The sequence below is a fragment of the Nostoc sp. CMAA1605 genome (assembly GCF_021596505.1).
In the GTDB taxonomy this organism is placed as follows: Bacteria; Cyanobacteriota; Cyanobacteriia; order Cyanobacteriales; family Nostocaceae; genus Trichormus.
In genome coordinates this window covers 107086-127721 of sequence record NZ_PJIZ01000003.1, presented here as the reverse complement: position 1 = coordinate 127721, position 20636 = coordinate 107086, and the positions used below count along the sequence as shown (strand labels likewise).

The 20636-nt window shown below is 43.0% G+C and carries 14 protein-coding genes; 7 read left to right on the top strand and 7 right to left on the bottom strand.

Annotated features, from left to right (window positions below):
* The first annotated feature begins 184 nt into the window (after positions 1–184).
* Positions 185–580: an ArsR/SmtB family transcription factor gene (locus CV014_RS02260; RefSeq protein WP_236140537.1), complete on the top strand. Its 396-nt coding sequence runs from the start codon at positions 185–187 to the stop codon at positions 578–580.
* A gap of 69 nt (positions 581–649) precedes the next feature.
* Here CV014_RS02260 and CV014_RS02255 read toward each other — a convergent pair whose 3' ends face one another.
* The 6 genes from CV014_RS02255 to CV014_RS02230 form a co-directional block, all read right to left on the bottom strand.
* Positions 650–1072 (bottom strand): GNAT family N-acetyltransferase, encoded by a 423-nt coding sequence (locus CV014_RS02255; RefSeq protein ID WP_236140536.1) that lies wholly within the window; start codon positions 1070–1072, stop codon positions 650–652.
* Complete coding sequence (locus CV014_RS02250; RefSeq protein ID WP_236140555.1) at positions 1065–1940, bottom strand: isocitrate lyase/PEP mutase family protein; 876 nt, start codon at positions 1938–1940, stop codon at positions 1065–1067. The genes CV014_RS02255 and CV014_RS02250 overlap by 8 nt, the downstream gene beginning before the upstream one ends.
* 232 nt (positions 1941–2172) lie before the next feature.
* Positions 2173–3249 (bottom strand): hybrid sensor histidine kinase/response regulator, encoded by a 1077-nt coding sequence (locus tag CV014_RS02245; protein ID WP_236140535.1) that lies wholly within the window; start codon positions 3247–3249, stop codon positions 2173–2175.
* Between the two features lie 189 nt (positions 3250–3438).
* The gene (locus CV014_RS02240) at positions 3439–9981 is read right to left on the bottom strand and encodes a PAS domain S-box protein (RefSeq protein WP_236140534.1); all 6543 of its coding nucleotides are present in this window, start codon (positions 9979–9981) and stop codon (positions 3439–3441) included.
* A gap of 830 nt (positions 9982–10811) precedes the next feature.
* Positions 10812–11198 (bottom strand): response regulator, encoded by a 387-nt coding sequence (locus CV014_RS02235; RefSeq protein WP_236140533.1) that lies wholly within the window; start codon positions 11196–11198, stop codon positions 10812–10814.
* The gene (locus CV014_RS02230; protein WP_236140532.1) at positions 11195–16168 is read right to left on the bottom strand and encodes a response regulator; all 4974 of its coding nucleotides are present in this window, start codon (positions 16166–16168) and stop codon (positions 11195–11197) included. Before CV014_RS02230 ends, CV014_RS02235 begins: the two co-directional genes overlap by 4 nt.
* A 237-nt stretch (positions 16169–16405) precedes the next feature.
* Between CV014_RS02230 and CV014_RS02225 the strand changes: the two genes are divergently transcribed.
* From CV014_RS02225 to nuoF, 4 genes are all read left to right on the top strand, one after another.
* Positions 16406–16609, top strand: a complete 204-nt coding sequence (locus CV014_RS02225) for a hypothetical protein (RefSeq protein ID WP_236140531.1) — start codon at positions 16406–16408, stop codon at positions 16607–16609.
* 114 nt (positions 16610–16723) lie between these two features.
* Positions 16724–17260: a universal stress protein gene (locus tag CV014_RS02220; RefSeq protein ID WP_236140530.1), complete on the top strand. Its 537-nt coding sequence runs from the start codon at positions 16724–16726 to the stop codon at positions 17258–17260.
* Between the two features lie 116 nt (positions 17261–17376).
* On the top strand, positions 17377–17883 hold the full coding sequence (gene hoxE, locus CV014_RS02215) for a bidirectional hydrogenase complex protein HoxE (protein ID WP_236140554.1): 507 nt from the start codon (positions 17377–17379) through the stop codon (positions 17881–17883).
* Between the two features lie 78 nt (positions 17884–17961).
* On the top strand, positions 17962–19569 hold the full coding sequence (gene nuoF / locus CV014_RS02210; RefSeq protein ID WP_236140529.1) for an NADH-quinone oxidoreductase subunit NuoF: 1608 nt from the start codon (positions 17962–17964) through the stop codon (positions 19567–19569).
* Here nuoF and CV014_RS02205 read toward each other — a convergent pair.
* The gene (locus tag CV014_RS02205) at positions 19533–19712 is read right to left on the bottom strand and encodes a hypothetical protein (protein ID WP_236140528.1); all 180 of its coding nucleotides are present in this window, start codon (positions 19710–19712) and stop codon (positions 19533–19535) included. The genes nuoF and CV014_RS02205 overlap by 37 nt on opposite strands.
* A gap of 33 nt (positions 19713–19745) precedes the next feature.
* On the opposite strand from CV014_RS02205, the gene hoxU reads away from it, so the two are divergent.
* The gene (hoxU, locus tag CV014_RS02200; RefSeq protein WP_236140527.1) at positions 19746–20462 is read left to right on the top strand and encodes a bidirectional hydrogenase complex protein HoxU; all 717 of its coding nucleotides are present in this window, start codon (positions 19746–19748) and stop codon (positions 20460–20462) included.
* On the top strand, positions 20450–20590 hold the full coding sequence (locus tag CV014_RS02195) for a hypothetical protein (protein WP_236140526.1): 141 nt from the start codon (positions 20450–20452) through the stop codon (positions 20588–20590). The genes hoxU and CV014_RS02195 overlap by 13 nt, the downstream gene beginning before the upstream one ends.
* Positions 20591–20636 lie beyond the last annotated feature (46 nt).

Sequence of the window (20636 nt, the reverse complement as noted above, 5' to 3'; positions counted from 1 at the left end):
ACGTCTCTACTTCTCAAAGAATTGGTATGACGCACTTACAGCAACAATCTTTCGTCGTCGCCAGTGAATATTAGTGCCAGTCTTTTACAAGTATTTTAATACAACATCTGAATAAATGTTCAACTGTACAATGTTTAATTTTAGTTAAGATTGAAAGTAATAACCATTATTGAAAAGCACCCTGATGAATAAGCGACAGAGTAAAAAAGAGTTGGAATTGCTTCCAAATGCCGACTTACCAAAATGTGACACCCATTTGGTACATCTGGATAATGTGCGGTCAATCCAAACACAAATCTTGTCTCCAGATCAAGCGCAACAGATGGCAGAAATTTTTGGCATACTTGCAGATCCCAATCGTCTGCGGCTGATATCAGCTTTAGCTTCCCAAGAGTTGTGTGTTTGTGATTTAGCTGCATTAACAAAAATGACCGAATCGGCAGTTTCTCATCAATTGCGATTATTAAAAGCGATGCGCTTAGTGAATTATCGTCGAGAAGGTAAAAATGTGTATTACAGCTTGATTGATCATCACATTATTAATTTGTATTCATCTTTAAAAAAACATTTAAATGAGTAGAATAATGATTTTTTTTTTACAAATTAGTAACCTAATTTTCTAATAAAATAAGAAATAGATGTCTAAATTTCAGTGGTCATTTCCAGCGTAAATCCACATAGGTTCTGTTGTACCTGCACGCTGAAAACCTACTTTTTTGTAGAAATTAATAGCTTGGTTTTCCGCCAGTAAAATATGCTGATGAAACCCATCATATCGAGATATAAGCATTTTGATAATCTGACTGCCGATACCTTGATTTTGGTAATCTGGCAAGACCAATAAATGAGGATAATACACTACTAAAAAGCCATCTGAGATAGCATTGCCTAAACCTACCAACTTATCTTCATGCCATGCAGAAATGAGTGAATGGGAATTCATCAAAGCTTGGTAGAGTAAATCTGGTTTTTCTGCTGATGACCATTGATTAGCTTTATACAGGTCAAGAATACTATTTTGGTTAATATCGTATGTATCTTTGTATTGGATAGATTCGGGTAATTTATTCATCCTTTTCTACAGTAAATTGCTTTTCCATTTGTAGAAATTGGGGAACACCGACGAGTGCTTGAAAATCTTGAAACCTCACTAAATCGTGAAAATTAGCTGTAGTTCCCTGTTGTTTTAAATGAGTTAAACAATTAGTAAGAGTTTGGGTAACTGCTAATAAGCCAGTTAAGGGGAAAAAGACAATTTTAAAGCCTAGATTTTGTAATTCAGCCGCCGACAGGGAAGGAGTTTTACCACCTTCAACGATATTAGCTACTAAGGGAATGTCAGGAAAAGCAGCTTTAATTGCTTTTAACTCTTCTACAGATTGGGGTGCTTCTACAAAGAGTATATCTGCTCCGGCAGCAATGTAAGCATGACCACGGGCGATCGCAGCCTCTAAACCCAAAGGCGCACGGGCATCAGTCCGGGCGATAATCACTAAACCACTATCTCCCCGCGCCTCAACTGCGGCTCTAATTTTCCCGGCGTGTTCTTCCGTGGGGATGACTCGTTTACCTTCAAAGTGTCCGCACTTTTTCGGCCATTCCTGGTCTTCTAGCAACACCCCCGCCACTCCCAACTGCACAGCATCCTTGATAGTCCGCATCACATTCAGAGCATTACCATAGCCGGTATCTAAATCTGCAATCAGAGGTACACTTACCGCTTGAGCAATGCGTCCAATACTATATAGTGTTTCTGTAACGGAGAGAAAACCATAGTCTGGTAAACCCAAGGTAGAAGCTGCAATACCAAAACCACTGGTAGCAATAACATCAAAACCTATATTTTCTGCTAACTTTGCACTTAAACAATCATAAACACCAGGAATCACAATAATTTCAGGTTTTGCAAGTAACTGCCGTAGTTTTTGGCTAGAAGACACCATAAATAAGTAGAATAATGTTAAGTGTTTTTAGGTAGAGAAAATAAATGATAGCATTAATTATTACTATACAATAATCGAGGTAATTTCATTTCTGAAATTATTTTCGTATCCTAGTAGTCTGCCAAAAGAACTTTGTAAGGTTAATAGCAGCAAAAAAAATCTCTTTCTCCCCCTGCTCCCCCTGCTCCCCCTGCTTGCCTTAGCCTAGCAATTTTGGGTTGGTGAACTACTAGATTGACGGTAGAAAAAGCGTAAAAACACTGCCTTGGGGATAATTATCTTCAACCATAATCATACCGTGATGCGCCTCAATTGCCATTTTGCAAAAAGCTAATCCTAAGCCAATTTGTGAAACTTCGCTCATTCTTGTGCCAATCTCATACTTTTCAAAAATGCTTTGGCGTAAATTTTGTGGCACTCCTGAACCGGAATCAATTACTTGCAATTTAATATCTGTAGTGGAACATTCTGCTTTGAGGATAACTTGAGAGTGAGGAGGGGAAAATTTAATGGCATTAGAGAGTAAATTATCCAAAATGCGGCGAAAAATCGGTATATCGACGTTTACCATGCTTCCTGGATTGGGTAATTCGCTGATCAGATGAAGATTTTTGTGGTGAGCGATTTCTTCCACATCTGCCAACGCCGACAGACAAAGTGTACCTAGTTCTACATCGTTGCGCTGAAGAACCATTTTGCCAGATTCCAACTTAGCCATAATCAGCAAGCTATCAATCATAGATTGCATTTGTTGGGCTGCGAGAATGATTTTATGTGTCTTTTGTTCATGCTTTTCGGGTGATAATCCAGGAATTTGCAGCACTTCATTGGAGATGATAATGCTGGTGAGGGGGTTGCGTAAGTCATGTACAATCATATTGACCATATCTTCACGCAGATTCAGTAGACTCTGCAATTGATCGTATTGGCCTTTAATTCGCAGCATAGAATTCACTCTGGCTCTTAATTCCACACCATTGACTGGCTTACTAATAAAATCATCTGCTCCAGCCGCCATACATTTAGCTAAATCTTCTTTAGCAGTTAATGCCGTTACCATAATGATCGGAATTGTCTGCCATTGCCGTTCAGATTTAATTTTCCGGCAGACTTCCATGCCATCTAAATCAGGCATCATTACGTCTAACAAAATGACATCAGGCTGAAAACTATCAAGGCAATCAATAGCTTGTTGACCACTGGGGGCATAATGTAATTCGTAGTTTTCACTATCAAGTAGAATTTCAATTACATCAAAGTTATCTGGTTCATCGTCAATTATTAAAATAGAATGTTGATGATTCATAATTAAATCTCTATTATTTCAGAAGAATAGTTTATAGGGCAGAAGGAAGAAATAGTTTCAGCCTAGTTGGTTTTGATTAACTTTATGGTGTTTTTTCTCACGGACTTAACTGAAAACAATGCCAAAATTAGACATAGGGATAATTAAAAGATCAAGGGATTTAACAGTTATTTTTTGCCACTGAATTATTTATCTAGTTAAAAATTTTTGAATTGTTGCTACGAGTTGTTTGAGCTTTACGGGTTTGGTTAAATATTCATTAGCTCCGGCGGCTAGACAGGTTTCGCGATCGCCTGGCATGGCCAGGGCTGTTAATGCAATGATGGGTAAATCTACAAATTGCTCATCTTCGCGAATGCGGCGGATAGCTGTCAATCCGTCCATCTCTGGCATTTGGATATCCATGACAATGAGATCAGGACGTTGGGCATAAACTTGTGCAATGGCTTGTTGTCCGTCGTTGGCGATCGCTAATCGATATCCGCGACTTTCCAAATAACCAGACATAGTGTTGATATTGGCTTGGTTGTCTTCTACTAGTAAAACTAAAGCAGAGGACAAAGCAGATTTTGCTGTAACGTTATTCATCCCAGACTCATCATTAGTAGAACATTTTAATCGCTCCAGGGTGGCTTGAAACTGAGTCCGGGTAATAGGTTTAACTAAATATGCAAATGCTCCCTCAGTTATGCCTTGAGTCCGTTCATCCACAACCGAGACAATCAAAACGGGAATATCCTTGGTTTGGGGGTGGAGCTTGAGTTGCTTGAGGACATCCCACCCGGATACGTTGGGTAGTTGCAGATCCAAAATCACTAGTGCTGGACGAATACGTATGACTTCTTCTAGCGCACCTTCACCCATTGGATAAACTAAACATTTGATGCTCATCTCCAGGAGATAGCGAGTGATTTGGTCAGCCGCCGCCATCGAGTCTTCAATAATTAACACTGGGCTGTTAGGAGACAGGGAGTAATTTTTGGGCAATTGTACCGTTGCTAACTTTGGCGGCAAAATATCAGTGGTGATATAAGGAATTCTCACAGTAAAACAACTGCCTTTCCCCAACTGACTGTCAACACAGACTGTACCGCCATGTAAAGTAGTAATTCTTTGTACCAGTGCTAGACCTAAACCAGTACCGTTATATTGACGATTGAGGCTGCTGTCTAGCTGCATAAAAGGTTGAAATAATTTGCCTATATTTTCAGGAGAAATCCCAATACCAGTATCAGTGACACAGAAATTGATGTGGGGTGAAGCTTGACACTTGAGGCTTGATTGAGAAGACAAGCAAGAAATTCCTCCCCCGGCACCCCCGCATTCCTTTTCCCCTGGCTCTTCCAGCCAGACTTTGAGTGTTACCGTACCGCCTTCTGGGGTGAACTTGACAGCATTGCTGAGTAAGTTAATTAGTACCTGACGTAAACGGCGATCATCCGCTTGGATACTGCCTAGATGATGGGGAATTTCTGTCAGGAGGCGAATACTTTTTTTCAATGCTACCTGTTTAATAAACACTAGACTGGTTTCACACAGGCTTTTAATGGGAATATCACTCAGTTGTAATTCTAACTTACCTGATTCAATTTTGGATAAGTCGAGGATGTCATTGATCAGTTCCAGGAGGTGTCTCCCACTGCGTTCAATCGTGGCGATCGCTTTGGCTTGTTGGTCATTGATCGCACCAAACACACCCTCCTCAAACCCCTCCGACATACCCAAAATGGCATTGAGAGGGGTTCGCAATTCATGACTCATATTGGCGAGAAATTCGTCTTTGAGGCGAGTAGCACGGGCTAATTCGGCGTTAGCATTGGCTAATTGTTCATTGGTTTGGCGCAATTTCTCTTCAGCGTATTTGCGTTCCGTAATATCTTCATAGGAACCGAGAACACCAATTACTTCCCCTGTAGTGTTCGTCAGGGGGATTTTGCTCGTTCTGAGCCAAATGCTGGCACCATCGTGAGTTGCCATCGGTTCTTCATAGCCGAGTTTGGCTTTTCCTGTAGTAATCACTAACGTATCGTCGGCACGATACATTGGTGCTTGTTGTTTCCAAGGCAAGTCAAAGTCAGTTTTGCCGATAATGTCGTCAGGCTGAAACAGTTGAGCATCATTAGCAAAGGCTGGATTGCAGCCGATGTAATTTAACTGACAATCTTTCCAGAAGACACGTTGGGGAATGGTATCTAGGACTAGTTGCAGCATGGTGCGTGATGCTTGCAACTCTTGTTCTGCTTTTTGGCGATCGCGGAGTGCGGCTTGCTGTTCGCGCATATCGAATAAGGTGGCACGGCTGTATAAATAATTGCCATCTGCATCTTTAACAGCAGCCGCACTGATCATGACTGGTAAAATTGTGCCATCTTTACAGACCATCTCATACTCTAAATCCTTTGACCAACCTCTTTCTTTAAAGCGAGGATAGTTTTCCAGAAAAGCTTGACGACTAGCTTCCGTAAAAAAGTGAACGAAAGGCTGACCAATCATCTCTTCATGGCTGTAACCTAACCATTGCAATTCTGTTTCATTCACCCGCATGATTCGACCTGCACTATCTAGGGAATGGTAGCCACAGGGTGCTTTGTTATACAAATCTTCAACTTCACGGGCATATTTAGCGAGAGCTTCTTCCGCCTGTTTATGCTCACTAATATCAGTGACTCGCAATAAATTCAGGGTACGGCCAGCAATTACAATGGGTTTAGCGGCAATGTTGCCCCAGAAAACCTTACCTTTACAAGTGACATACTCAATTTCTTGACTCCAAAAACCTTTGGTTCGCATTTGTGTCACAATAGTGGCCATTTCTTCTGAGGAAAATTGACGGTTTTGGAGCTGATGCCCAGCTATTCCTAATAAGTCCGATTTTTTAGTGGCTTCAAATAGTTCGACGGCACGCCGATTACAATCAAGAGTGATTAAAGTCACTGGATCAACTAAAAACAAAGCATCCGCCGATTCGTTAAAAATGATTTCCCGCAAGTCTCTGTTACGGATTAGTTCTTGTTCAGCTTGCTTATGCGCCGTAATGTCAAAGTTTACCCCAATCATGCGTAAAGGTTGACCTTGGGGGTCACAATTGAGCAGACCATAGGCTTTGATGTAGCGAATTTCTCCGTTTGGTTGAATGATGCTAAACTCAACGTCGTATTCTTGATTGTTTTGCAGAACTTGATCCATAACTGCCACGATATAATCGCGATCGTCTGGATGCAGACAACTTAACCATGAGTCCAGGGTAGGGTCAAAATCAATGGGACTGACTCCGTAGAGCTTGTACATTTGTTCATCCCAAATCTGGCTACCATTAACGCAGTCATATTCCCAGATCCCAAAGCCGCCTGATTTGATCGCCAGGGACAATCTTTCTGAGAGATGATGTAGCTGTTCCTCTGCTTGTTTACGCTCTGTAATATCTGTCAGTGTGCCAATGTAACCCATAATTGCACCGTTGGAGTCTGTTTCCGGCAGGATATGGCAATAAAACCAGTTGACGCTACCATCAGGTAGTAGATGTCTGCCTTCATTTTGATAGAGTTCTGGTTGACTAAATCCCTGTTGCAACCATTTTGTGAGTAGGCGATCGCGGTCTTCTGGGTGCAGAGCTTCTAGCCATCCTACCCCCAAAGCAGACTTGATTGGTCTACCTGTCATCCTGCTCCAACGCTCGTTAACATAGACACATTGACCCGTATGATCTAGACGGAAAATAGCTACAGGAGCAGCTTCAGTCAAGGTGGCATAACGGTGTTCACTTTCACGCAGGGCTGATTCCACTTGCTTGCGCTCTGTAATATCGTAGTTAATGCCTACCATGCGTTGCGCTTTTCCTTGTTGGTTACGTTGTACCAGGGCTGAGGCATGGATATAGCGAATACTACCATTATTCCGCATTGTGCGAAATTCCACATCAAATTCCCGCTTTCCCTGTAGGGCATCTTGCAGCGCAGTTGCGGTTTTGTCCCGATCCTCTGGATGGATTAGCTTTAACCAGTCTTTGTCTTTGACACAATCATCAGAATATGGTAGTTCATACAGAGCATACATCCTCTCATCCCAATAGACATCATGGGTCAAATCCCAGTCCCAAGTGCCAATATCGGCTGATTTGAGTGCTAAAGTTAACCGATCTGAAAGATTACTTAACTGCTGTTCAGTTTGTTTACGGTCAGTAATGTCAAGGATAATGCTGATTAACTGGCTAGGTTGACCATCCGCATTTAGTATTACTTCACCCCGTGATAGTACATAGCGTAGACTCTGATCTGGCCGATAACAACGATACTCTAGTTCGTAACATTGACCTTGGGCGATCGCCTGTTGTACCGCCAAATCTTGATGGTGCCGGTCATCTGGATGTATCCACTCCAGCATTTCCCCATAGGTAGGCATTCCAGATTCAGGATTGCGGCCAAAAATGCGAAACACCTCTTGTGACCACAGGATTTCCTGGGTGTGTAAATCCATCTCCCAACTCCCCAAATGGGCGATTCTTTGAGCAGCCGCGAGGTTAGCGGCATTTTTACGGAGTTGGGCATCTATCTGTTTTTGTTGTGTAATATCTTTGGCAATACCGACTCCACCAATGATCTGTCCTTCGGCATTACATAGGGGTTGCACCGACAGAGAGACGGGAAAGCATGAGCCATCTTTGCGAATAAAAGTCCATTCCTCTTTTTGATGTGCCGATGGGTTTGTCGCGATCAATTTTTGCCCTGGAGCAATTTCTTCTCCTAGTGCTTGTGCGTGTTGCCGAATTTCCTCTGGATCGTGGAATATAACAGGCGTTACCTGACCCACAACTTCCTCGGCTGTATAACCTAACATTTTTTGGGCAGCTGGGTTAAAGATTTGAATGATCCCCTGGGAGTTGGTAGAGGTAATGGCATAGTCGGTAGATGTGAGGATGGCTTGTTGCAAATTGAGCAGCTCAAATAACTGAGCTTCTGCCTGTTTACGTGTGGTAATATCCGTCTCTGAACCACTGATGCGGATGACATGACCTGCTTCATCCCACAGTGCTTGACCCCGATCTAAGACCCATAAATATGAACCATCTTGGCACTGTACTCGATATTCTGCTTGGAAGAATGGTGTTTTTTGGGCGAAATGGTCATCTAAATCCGCCAAAATGCGATCGCGATCATCTGGATGAATAGAGCTTGACCAGGCTGCTAAATCGGGGCTAATTGCATCGTCACTAAAACCCCGTATTTGTTTCCAGCGCGCCGAAAAAAATAGTTCGTTAGTTTTCAGATTCCAGTCCCAGATGCCATCATTACTGCCACGTAATGCTAATTGCCAGCGTTCTTCACTTTCTTTTAAGGCGGCTGTGCGGCGTTCGACTCTAGCTTCCAGTTCTTGATTGAGTTGTTTTATTGCCTGTTGTGCCAAGATGCGATCGCTAATATCTTCCACTACACCAATAAAATATTGCGGGTGAGCAAAAGTATCACGGACTAGAGATACTGTCAGTTTCACCCAAATAATCGTATTGTCTTGGCGGATATAGCGTTTTTCCATTGAGTAAGTCGAAATTGCCCCAGCTAGCAGGATTTCTAGTTGCTCTAAATCAGCCGCCAAATCTTCTGGATGGGTGATTTCTTGAAATCTCAAGGTTTTTAGTTCTGATGGGGAGTAGCCAGTAATATCAGCAAACCTTTGGTTAACGCGCAGGAATTTTCCACTTAAGGACACATGAGTAATACCGACTGCGGCCTGTTCAAAGGTACTGCGAAATCGCTCTTCAGAGTCTCGGAGATTTTTTTCAACTCGGTAGCGTTCCCTGAGTTGTTTTTGGGCGATTTCGTAAGCACTAGCTTGTTGAATGGCGATCGCTATTTGCACCGCAAGTTGGTCTAATAGTTCTAGTTCCATTGCTTGCCATTGGCGCGGTGCAGTACATTGATGAGCAATTAATAATCCCCATAACCGATTGAGTACCAAAATCGGTACAACTAAATTGGCTTTGACTTCAAATTGTTCGAGGAGTTGCACATGACAGTCTGTTAAGCCTGCTTGGTAAATGTTATTAATCGCTCTTGTTTTCCCTTGGCGATATTCCATACCAGCCCCTTGTTGAAAGCAGGTATCCTGAATTTGTGCCTCTAAGCTGGCTGTCCAACCAGGTAACACCGATTCTGATACAACAGTTCCACTCATATCAGAGTGAAATCGATAGATTAATACCCTATCTGCTTGTAAAAATTGCCGGACTTCTGCGACTGTACTCGCTAAAATGTCTTTGAGTTTGAGTGATTGTCGAATCCGTAAGGCGATCGCACTGATTAGTTGTTTTTGTTCCTGAATTTGTGCTAATTGCCGATATTTGTCTCTTTGGTTGACTGCATCATGAATTGCTGCTTGTAGTCTATTCGGACTGAGTTGCGGTTTGACTAGATAATCTTGCGCCCCGTTTTTCATTGCCCAAACGGCAGTTGCTGTATCTTCATGTGCTGTTAAGAGAATGATTGCAGATTCTGTATGGCTGACAATTTTCCGCAATTTCTCTAGGGAATCTAAACAATTGTCGCCAAATAAGGGAGAATTGAGCAAAATTACATCTGATTTTCCCTCCTGACACCATGCTATTGCCTGTGTAGCGGTCTCAAACTCCAAAATGCGATATGTATACAAATCATCCTGCTGCAAACACTGCCGAAAACTCATCCAATCTTCGGTGTTATGAGCAATTAATAGGATGGTAATACAGGCGCGTTGAATCATAATGGCTCGTCATGTTTCTCCTAACTGGTATCTCTGCTTGCAGAGGTGTTGAGAGAGGTTGATTGCTGCTATTTTTTTACAGGGAACTCTCTATCTAGCCCCTCTGGGGCGGGTGTAGGGATGTGGGGTGTAGGGGAAGAGAACTACCTCCAATCTCAACCTTGGGTTAAAAGCCTTCTCCTCCCACCAACCTTGTTGGACAGGCATGGAAAAACAGTCCAACACCTACACCCCTACACCCCTACACCCTTACACCCCTAATGAATATTGGCTGTTTCCTATTCCCTACCTTGGAGGGGGTGGTGAAAAAATGCACTTCTGGGTTTGAGTCTGTAGTCGTGGCACCGTAGACAGAAAAATCTGAGACTAAAAATGTCTTGCCAATACACTCTAATACCAATTTTCCACGAATCCGCAACTCTTTTCCACTGAGCAATACTTGTTCAGTGTGATCTTATGGGGATGCAAGAATTTTGTCGCCTGCTTTCCCCAAGAGTATTGGCAATTGGTACTATACCAATTCATTCAAAGTCACCAAATCAATCCCAACCCAGAAACCCTTATCAAATAGGGATTTCTTAATCAATGAAGTTTGTCGGTACAAGCCTTCTGTGCCAGACAATACAATTAGCCATCAGAGTCTTTTGAATTGGTATTACATCCTGTCTCAACTTAGAAGTCGATAAATGTTAATACTATTTCATTTTACTTTACACAAGTTAATATTTCCACATTGCTGTACTTATCTAAGATATCCTAGACTGCACTGAGAAGCTAGTAAATAAAGTTACTTTTCCATAAATTAAAGTAACGATCGCGTCATAGCTTGACTATGGTTCTAAATTCCAGCCCAAAGCTGTAGCTACTTGTCCCGCTAATTCTAAAGGATTAAAAGGTTTAGCGATCGCGGTAGCCATACCTAATTGGGAGTAACGACGACGATCAGAAGCTTGGATTTTAGCGGTTAATAAAATTACCGGGATTTTTTTGGTGCTGGGGTTGGCTTGCAATTTTTCAAAGGTAGCAATGCCATCCATATCTGGCATCATCACATCCAAGAGAATAGCATCTGGTTGATGAGTTTCCGCTTGGTGGATGCCCTCTTGGCCGGAACTAGCTGTCACCACTTCCCAGCCTGCTACCGTTTCTAGACAGACTTTGGCGACTTCTTGAATATACTGCTCGTTATCAACCACTAGAATTCGTTTGTTTTTCACGATGGCTGTCCTTTTGATTGTTGATGAGTCATTCTTTGCAGTAGTTCCATAACTCGTTGTTCAAATTCTTGGGTAGTGACGCGTCCTTTAGTTAAAAATTCTGTATATCCTAGCTTCAGCCTGTTGCGTTCTGATTCATCTAAGTCCTGGGCAGAATAAACTACTAGAGGAATATTACACAGATGATGGTGTTGCTGTAACCAATCAACAACGGCAAAACCATCAGTTTCTGGCAAAATTAAATCTAAAATTAACAAATCGGGATTGACTTCTTGGCTGAGATGAATTGCTTCTCTACCGGTTTTGGCACAAAAGGTTTCTATTCCATGTCTTTCAAATAACGTTACCAGTAGTTCTACTAAATCAGGATCATCTTCCACAACCAGAATTCGAGCTTGTTGGGAAGATTTAGCGATAACTTGTCTTAAGGAGTTTAATAAATAACTTTCTTGGACTGGTTTACGCACCCAATCCACAAAATCACTACTATTTTGACTATTGCTGCTTTGCTTATAGACACTGCAAATCACAATGGGAATGTCTTTGGTTTGGGCTTGTTCTTTGAGGTGTGCCATTGTTTCCCAACCATTCATCTCTGGCATGAGTAAATCCAGTACAATCACGCTGGGATGTTGGTTAGCCGCGATCGCGATCGCTTCTTCTCCTGTCGCTACAGTAATCACACGATATCCCCCTCTTTCCAGAAGAGTCTGCATTTCTTGACGAATCACAGCATCATCATCGCAAACTAGGACGAGTGGGGATTGGGGATTAGGGATTAGGGATGGGGGATGGGGGAAGGGAGAATCATCTACTAACTCAGGAATGGGGGGAATGGGCAGAATCGGCAGTGTAAAGTGAAATGTGCTACCTTCACCCAAGACACTTTCCACCCAAATTCTCCCGCCATGTTGATGGACGATACTTTGACAAATAGCCAAGCCTAAACCTGTACCTTCATGGTTGCGTGAATCTGAGGAATCTACCTGTTGAAAACGTTCAAAAATACTGTGGATTTTGTCAGCCGGAATTCCCCGACCGGTATCTTTAACTGTCAGTAAGACTTCATCACCGTATTTTTGCGCCGCTAGCCATACGGTGGTGTTTGGAGAGGAAAACTTGATGGCATTACTGAGTAAATTAGTTAAAGTCTGCACAATCCGGTCGGGATCTACCCACAGTTGTAGCGATGGACTTTCTACAGAGAGTGTCACTTGGGCTTTATTCGCTAAGGGCTGCATAATACTAATAGCTGATTCTATTAAGTCAGTAAGAATGCAGGTTTCTCGCTCCATTTTCACCCTACCTGACTCAATTCTTTCGATATCGAGGATGTCATTAATTAAGCGGACTAAGCGTTCGGTGCTGTCGGTAGCAATTTGCAGTAATCGTTTACCTTGTTCTGATGCTGCTGGTAATAAACCACTGGTGAGCATTCCCAAGGAACCGTGAATTGAAGTTAAGGGTGTACGTAGTTCATGGCTGACGACGGAAACAAATTCATCTTTCATCCGTTCAATTTGTTTTCTCTCTGTAATATCTCTGAGAATTACAGTATAAATGGTATCGCTTTCTATATGCAGTTTGGAGATGGAAGCCTCAGCCGGAAATTCTGTCCCATCTTTGCGACAACCATATATTTCCCGTCGTTCTCCCATCCGTCGCGCCATGCTGGGAGATTGACTAAAACCGTTGACGTGCTGACGATGGCTTTGAGTAAAACGCTGGGGTAAAAGCACATCAAGGCTTTGACCGATAATTTCTTGGGCGCAATAGCCAAAAATCTTTTCTGCCCCTTGGTTAAACAGAGTAATATTTTGGTTGCTATCAATGGAGATAATCGCATCATCGGCGATATCTAAAATGCGTGCCAATCTGATTTGAGAAATCCGCAGTGCTGCTTCGATGCGTTGGCGTTCATCAAGTTCTGATTGTAGCTGGCGATTGACATTAACTAACTCGGCTGTGCGTTCTGCCACTCGCAATTCTAATTCGTTGTTGGCAGTTTGCAGAGCAGCTTCGATTTGTCTGCGATTACTGATGTCTCTAACTGTACCCAGCATTCGTACAGCCTGCCCAGAGTCATCGTAGTAAAATTTACCTGTGCCTTCCAGCCAGTGAATACTACCATCTGGCCAAACTACGCGAAATTCATGATTATAATCAGTTTTGTGTTGTTGGGCATGAAGAATTGCTTGCTCTATACCTGAAAAGTCGGCGGGAAAAACGCAATTTTTCCAGATTTCATCAGAACCATTCAGCGTCATTCCAAATAATTTGGCATGGCCATCAGACCAAGTTACTTGGTTAGTGATGAGATTCCAATCCCAAATGCCTAAATTAGCGGCTTCCAAGGCGAGGGCAAGACTTTCTTCACTTTCTTTGAGGGCAGCTTCAGCACGTTGGCGATCGCGTTGATTGCGTAATGCTAAAATTCCATAGGCTAAATCTGCTGTAAGTTCTTCTAATAGCTGCACTTCATGCACATCAAAAGCATTGGGTTCTGTCGCATAAATATTCAAGGCTCCAAAAGCTTGACCATTAGCAATTAACGGTAAAGCAATAGATGCTGCATAACCCCGACTTGTCGCTTGACAACGCCAAACCTCATAACGACTATCAGTCAAAATATTTTGAATAATTGTGGTTTTACCTGTACGGATAGCTGTACCTGTCGGCCCTTGTCCACGCACTGTATCCGCCCAAGTCAGATGCAGAGATTGCAGATATCCATCCTCATAGCCTGCTTGAGCGACTGGATAAATATCTTTGTGGGGATTATTTTTGGCGTAAGCCACCCAAGCCAAACGATAACCCCCGACTTGGATTAAAATTTCGCAAACTTGGTGCAGTAAATCTTCTTCATTATCTGCCCGCACTAGAACCTGATTGCAGTCACTTAAGGTTTTTAATGTGCGATTCACTCGCTGAATTTCTGCTTCTACTTGTTTAATGTTGGTAATATCCCGTGTAATCGCTAAATGTACCCAGCTATCATCTGCGGGATTTCGCAAAGGAACAGCGTGAGTTGTCACCCAACGACGTTCACCTTGACGATTCATGATCACAAATTCCAAAGTCCCTTTTTGTCCTTGACAGACACTTGTATGAAATTGCAGAAATGTCTGTTGGTATTCAGGCGCAATCACATCATAGATAGACTTACCCACCACGGTATCAGGATGATCTGCACCTAAGATAGTCAACCCGGCTTGATTAATTGCCAATAAAGTGCCATCAGCCGCCACAATTTTGACGCAATCTGGTTCAGCGTCGAAGATGGCACAGCTATTGAGTGAGAAGGGAGGATGGGGACTGGGGACTGGGTATTGGGGACTGGGTATTGGGGACTGGGTATTGGGATTTAATCTCCCCTGCACCCCTGCACCCCTGCACCCCTGCACCCCTGCTCCTTCTGCACTCCTACCCGCAGCTACTCGCCTGAGTAGTTTGACTCGTTCCAGACGGTTGATAATGCGTGTGACTAGTTCTGGCCCCACGATGGGTTTACTGACAAAATCGTCAGCACCGACGCTATAAACTTGATTGACAATTTCCGCATCACTATGGACTGTGAGGAAGAGAATTGGTAGTTCACTCCATTGGGTATCATTACGGATGATTTGACATAGTTCAATGCCGTTGGTGTGGGGCATTTCTACGTCTAAGATTAATAAATCGGGATTTTCGGCTGGTAATATTTCCCAAAAATGACGCGGATCATCTAGTGTGATCACTTTGAGTCCCCAAGGATGGAGGAGGGTTTGTAATAAAGCCAGAATTTGGGGGTCATCGTCTACGGCTAGGACTTTGGCTTCGGTGTGGGGCAGTTGTTGTATGGGGGCGATCGCTGCTAAACTTTGGCTGCTAGCTTGGGGTTTTGGTAAATCACCATTAGTATTGGATGTGGTAGTTTCTTCTGTGGGTTTACGTGCGGCTACTTCTTGGCGCAGTAACTTCACCCACTTTTGCAATTTACCAATTTCCGTAGGTGTCCAAGTGGGTTCTGATTTCAATAGCTGCTCAATTTTCTTGGCTAACTTTGAACCTTCTGGTATTCCAAATGTCCCTAGAGAACCTGCTAATGTATGCGCTTCTTGTTTGGCTTGTAATTGCAATTCTGTACTGAAACTGCCTTGCTTAACACCGCTAGCTGCTGCTTCTAAAACCTTGACTTGCTCATCTACCCGTCCATAAAATTTTTCCCAAATTCCTGCTATTGCCGTTTGTGTTGACTCCAACTGCGATTTACTAGATGTAGATTGTTCTTTTTCCCCTATGCTTTGGTTCCCTTCCTCCTGTGGTGTGAGTCGATACCCAATACCATAGACTGTTTCAATTAAATCTCCAGGAACTCCCGCATTTCTCAACTTCATCCGTAAGCCTTTAATATGGGTGCGGACTGCTTCTTCACTGGGAGTATCTTCATAAGACCAAAGATGCTCCAAAATCATGCTACAGCTAAACACCCGACGATGATTTCGCAAAAATAATTCTAATAGTGCATATTCTTTTGGTGTTAGTGATAGTAATTCTTGTCTATAGGTAACTTCACAACTGCTAGGATCAAGTCTTAAATTACCACACTCTAGTATTGGTTGTGATACTGTTCCCCCCCGTCGTAATAGTGCGCGTATCCTAGCGACTAATTCTTCTTGATCAAATGGTTTGACTACATAGTCATCCGCACCCGCATCTAAGCCAATAGCTTTTTCATGACCACTATCACAACCAGTCAATAGCAAAATCGGCATTTGTCTGCCACTAGCGCGAATTTGCCGACAAAGACTAATGCCATCTAGCTTCGGTAATATTACATCTAAAAGAATTAAATCATAATCATAAGTTTCTACTAAATCCCAAGCACTATTCCCATCAGTTGCCAATTCCACCACATAATTCTGATTTGCCAACACCACACTCAGCGCGGAGGCATTTAATTCATCATCCTCTACAATTAAAATCTTCATATTTAATAAAATTTTAATAATTAATTAACCCAAAATATTTTTATCGGTGAAAAATAAGCTATTAATGTGAGTAATGTAAAAGTATCTTAGATGGTATCTCCATCTATTATTAATAACTTTTTACAAATATCAATATTTATCAACCTTTAGTAAGACCTACGCTCAGTCAAAAATTATGACTTAAGCCAGATGTTAAAAGTGCTGAGTAATGGGTGCTGAGGAACTGGGGATTGGGGATTGGGGACTGGGGACAAGGTAGACAAGGTAGACATAGAATATTTCTCAACCCAGCACTCCTTACTCAGCACTCAGCACTCCTTACTCAGCACTCCTTACTCAGCACTCAGCACTCAGCACTCCCTACTCAGCACTCAGCACTCAGCACTCCCTACTACTTCCTTCTTCACAACTTCCTCAAATTCTTGTCCTATAAACATATAGTGTGAGGGAGGTAAGAACTAAAAGACTCGTCCTGTTTATTTTTCTACAGCTAAACATAAAAACTCAATTTGACAATCCAACACCTTATTATTCAAATTACTTGCAGAGGTCTATATGCTGAAAAATATTTTAGTCGCATTGGATCGCTCAGAAATGGGACAACAGGTTTTTGAGCAAGCATTAGCTTTAGCAACAGCCACACAAGGTAAATTATTGTTAGTACACGTCTTATCTTCAGAAGAAGATGGTAGTCCTCACATTCCGATGGTATCCACTTATGACTACTATCCAGGATTAAGCGGTCAAAGCTTTGAAATCTATCAAAAACAATGGGATCGCTTTAAAAATGAAGGTATGAAGATGCTGCAATCCTTCAGTGCGAAAGCCAACACCGCAGACGTACCTACGGAATTTACCCAAATCATGGGTAGTCCCGGACGCACTATTTGTAAATTAGCGACTACCTGGAATGCTGATTTAATCGTCATGGGACACAGAGGTTTCGCCGGAATCAAAGAATTATTTCTAGGTAGTGTCAGTAACTACGTGCTACATCATGCACCTTGTTCAGTTCACATAGTCCATTGTCCAGCCAAGGAACAAGAAACCATAACAGAAGATTCCCATAATAACCAAGTAATAGGGGTTTAAGGGTGTGAGGGTGTAGGGGTATGGGGGTTTTTAAGAGTGAATACCCCCAGTCCCCAGTCCCCAGTCCCCAATCCCCAGTCCCTAATCCCCAGTCCCCAGTCCCCAATCCTCCCAAAATGACAACCACATTACCACCAAATCAGACTCATCCGAGTGGAGATAAACGCTTGAAGATGCTAGACGCAACGATTAAGCGTCATCAATATCAACAAGATGCACTAATTGAAATTCTCCACAAGGCGCAAGAACTCTTTAGCTACCTAGAGAACGATTTATTGCTGTATATCGCCCATAGTCTAAAATTACCGCCAAGTCGAGTCTATGGTGTAGCCACTTTTTATCATCTGTTTTCTTTAGCACCACAAGGCGTTCATAGTTGTGTGGTGTGTACGGGTACAGCTTGTTACGTCAAAGGCGCACCAGCAATTTTGTCGAATCTAGAGCAGTTAACTCATATCCATGCTGGAGAAACCACTGCTGATGGTCAGTTATCACTAATGACAGCACGCTGTTTGGGTGCTTGTGGAATTGCACCGGCAGTAGTGTTTGATAACAAAGTTTTAGGGAATCAAACCCCTGAATCTGTAACCGAACGTGTACAAGAGTGGATGGGAAGAACATAAAGGAAAAAGGCAAAAGGCAAAAGGTAAATTTTGAATTGTTATTAGGGGTATGTGGCATATAAGAATTTGGTATAAAACATGGAACTAAATGAATTATTAGAAATATCTCGACAAGAACGTTCTCAAGCTAAAGCAATACAAATTCGTTGTTGTACGGCGGCTGGATGTCTTTCTGCTAACTCACAAGCTGTAAAACAACAACTAGAGGCGGTGGTGAAAGCAGAAGGCTGGGAACAAGAGGTGCAAGTTTCTGGTGTTGGTTGTATGCGTTTGTGCTGTCAGGGGCCTTTAGTAGAAGTGGAAAGAGTCGGTGTAGAGACTCAAGAAATTCTCTATGAGAAGGTGACACCTGAAGATGCACCAGCCATTATAGAGACTCTCAAAGGTAAAGAGTCTAACCTATCGGTAGTAAAACTAGACCAACCATTTTTTACATCCCAGATGCCGATAGTCTTAGAAAACAGTGGCAAAGTAGATCCAGAAAGGATTCAATCTTACATTGCCACCGGTGGTTATCAGGCTCTTTATCATGTGCTGCGGGATCTGACATCGGTTGAAGTGGTGGATACCATTAGCCGCAGTGGTTTACGGGGACGTGGTGGTGCTGGTTATCCCACAGGGTTGAAATGGGCGACGGTGGCTAAAGCTAAAGGTGAGCGCAAATTTGTGATCTGTAACGCCGATGAGGGAGATCCTGGTGCGTTTATGGATAGGAGTGTGTTGGAGAGTGATCCCCATCGGGTGTTAGAGGGAATGGCGATCGCAGGCTATGCTGTAGGTGCAAGTCAAGGTTATATTTATGTGCGGGCAGAATATCCCACCGCCATCAAACGCTTACAAACTGCCATTAATCAAGCCCAACGTTTAGGTATTTTAGGGAGTAAAATCTTTGATTCTCCCTTTGATTTTAAAATAGATATCCGCATCGGTGCAGGAGCTTATGTTTGCGGTGAAGAAACGGCTCTGATGGCTTCTATCGAAGGTAAGCGCGGTGTCCCTCATCCCCGCCCCCCCTATCCGGCTGAATCTGGTTTATGGGGACATCCCACCTTAATTAATAACGTAGAAACCTTTGCAAATATTGCCCCTATTATCCGTAAAGGTGCTGAGTGGTTTGCTAGTATCGGTACTGGTAAAAGCAAAGGTACAAAAGTATTTGCGCTCGCTGGCAAAATCCGCAACACAGGACTAATCGAAGTGCCAATGGGAACTTCTCTCCGAGAAATAGTAGAAAAAATGGGTGGTGGTGTTCCTGATGGTGGTACAGCGAAAGCAGTACAAACAGGTGGCCCTTCTGGGGGATGTATTCCCGCCTCCGCTTTTGATACACCTGTAGATTATGAGTCCTTAGCTAGCTTAGGTTCAATGATGGGTTCTGGCGGGATGATTGTCATGGATCAAACTACCAACATGGTAGATGTCGCCCGCTTCTTTATGGAATTTTGCATGGATGAATCCTGCGGTAAGTGCATTCCTTGCCGAGTCGGGACTGTGCAGTTACATCGATTATTAACCAAGATTAGCGAAGGGAAAGCATCACGCGCTGATTTACAACTCCTAGAAGAACTGTGTGACATGGTGAAAAACACCAGTTTATGCGGTTTAGGCCAGTCTGCACCCAACCCCGTATTTAGTACCTTGCGCTATTTTCATGATGAGTATTTGGCGTTGATGAGTGCTGAGTAGTGAGTGATGAGTGCTGAGTGCTGAGTGCTGAGTAGTGAGTGCTGAGTAGTGAGTGCTAAGAGAGAAATAAATTCTACCTTGTCCCAATCCCCAGTCCCCAGTCCCCAATCCCTAGTCCCCAGTCCCCAACCCCCAGTCCCCAACCCCCAGTAACTATAAATTCGGAGTAATGCAACGTGACTGTAAAAACTTTAACAATTGATGGTCAATTAGTCAGTGCGCGTGAGGAGGAAACGGTACTACAAGCGGCGCAAGAAGCGGGTGTTCATATTCCTACATTGTGTCATTTAGAAGGCGTGGGGGATGTGGGGGCTTGTCGGTTGTGTTTGGTAGAAATCGCTGGGATGAATAAGTTACTTCCGGCTTGTGTGACAAAAGTTACTGAAGGTATGGAAGTAGTAACTAATAGCGATCGCCTACAAAGTTATCGTCGCACGATTATAGAAATGCTCTTTGCTGAAGGTAATCATATATGCTCAGTATGTGTGGCTAACGGCAACTGTGAATTACAAGACCTAGCGATTGAAATGGGTATGGATCATGTGCGTTTAGACTATCATTTCCCCGATCGCAAAGTTGATTTATCTCATGACCGCTACGGTATAGACCATAATCGTTGTGTTCTTTGCACCCGTTGTATCCGTGTATGTGACGAGATTGAAGGCGCGCATACTTGGGATATGGCAGGGAGAGGGACAAAATCCCACGTCATTACCGACTTAAGCCAACCTTGGGGAACATCCCAAACTTGCACCTCTTGCGGTAAATGTGTCAATGCTTGCCCCACAGGCGCGCTATTTTATCAAGGTTCTAGCGTCGGCGAAATGAAACGCGATCGCGCCAAACTCGATTTCCTAGTTACCGCACGAGAAAAGCAGCAATGGAATTTTTAGGGAATAGGGATTGGGGACTGGGGACTGGGGATTGGGACAAGGTAGACAAGGTAGACAGTATTTCTAATTCCCGATACCCCATGCCCCATGCCCAATTCCCAATCCCTATTCCCGAAATTAGGAGGTGAATCTGATGGCGAAAGTGAGTCGAAAAGTGAATAGGAGGAAACAGGG

Bases quoted from the DNA above. Each gene is read 5' to 3' on its own strand.
- CV014_RS02260 (WP_236140537.1), top strand. From the start codon at position 185: ATGAATAAGCGACAGAGTAAAAAAGAGTTGGAATTGCTTCCAAATGCC.
- CV014_RS02255 (WP_236140536.1), bottom strand. From the start codon at position 1,072: ATGAATAAATTACCCGAATCTATCCAATACAAAGATACATACGATATT.
- CV014_RS02245 (WP_236140535.1), bottom strand. From the start codon at position 3,249: ATGAATCATCAACATTCTATTTTAATAATTGACGATGAACCAGATAAC.
- CV014_RS02240 (WP_236140534.1), bottom strand. From the start codon at position 9,981: ATGATTCAACGCGCCTGTATTACCATCCTATTAATTGCTCATAACACC.
- CV014_RS02230 (WP_236140532.1), bottom strand. From the start codon at position 16,168: ATGAAGATTTTAATTGTAGAGGATGATGAATTAAATGCCTCCGCGCTG.
- CV014_RS02220 (WP_236140530.1), top strand. From the start codon at position 16,724: ATGCTGAAAAATATTTTAGTCGCATTGGATCGCTCAGAAATGGGACAA.
- hoxE (WP_236140554.1), top strand. From the start codon at position 17,377: ATGACAACCACATTACCACCAAATCAGACTCATCCGAGTGGAGATAAA.
- nuoF (WP_236140529.1), top strand. From the start codon at position 17,962: ATGGAACTAAATGAATTATTAGAAATATCTCGACAAGAACGTTCTCAA.
- CV014_RS02195 (WP_236140526.1), top strand. From the start codon at position 20,450: ATGGAATTTTTAGGGAATAGGGATTGGGGACTGGGGACTGGGGATTGG.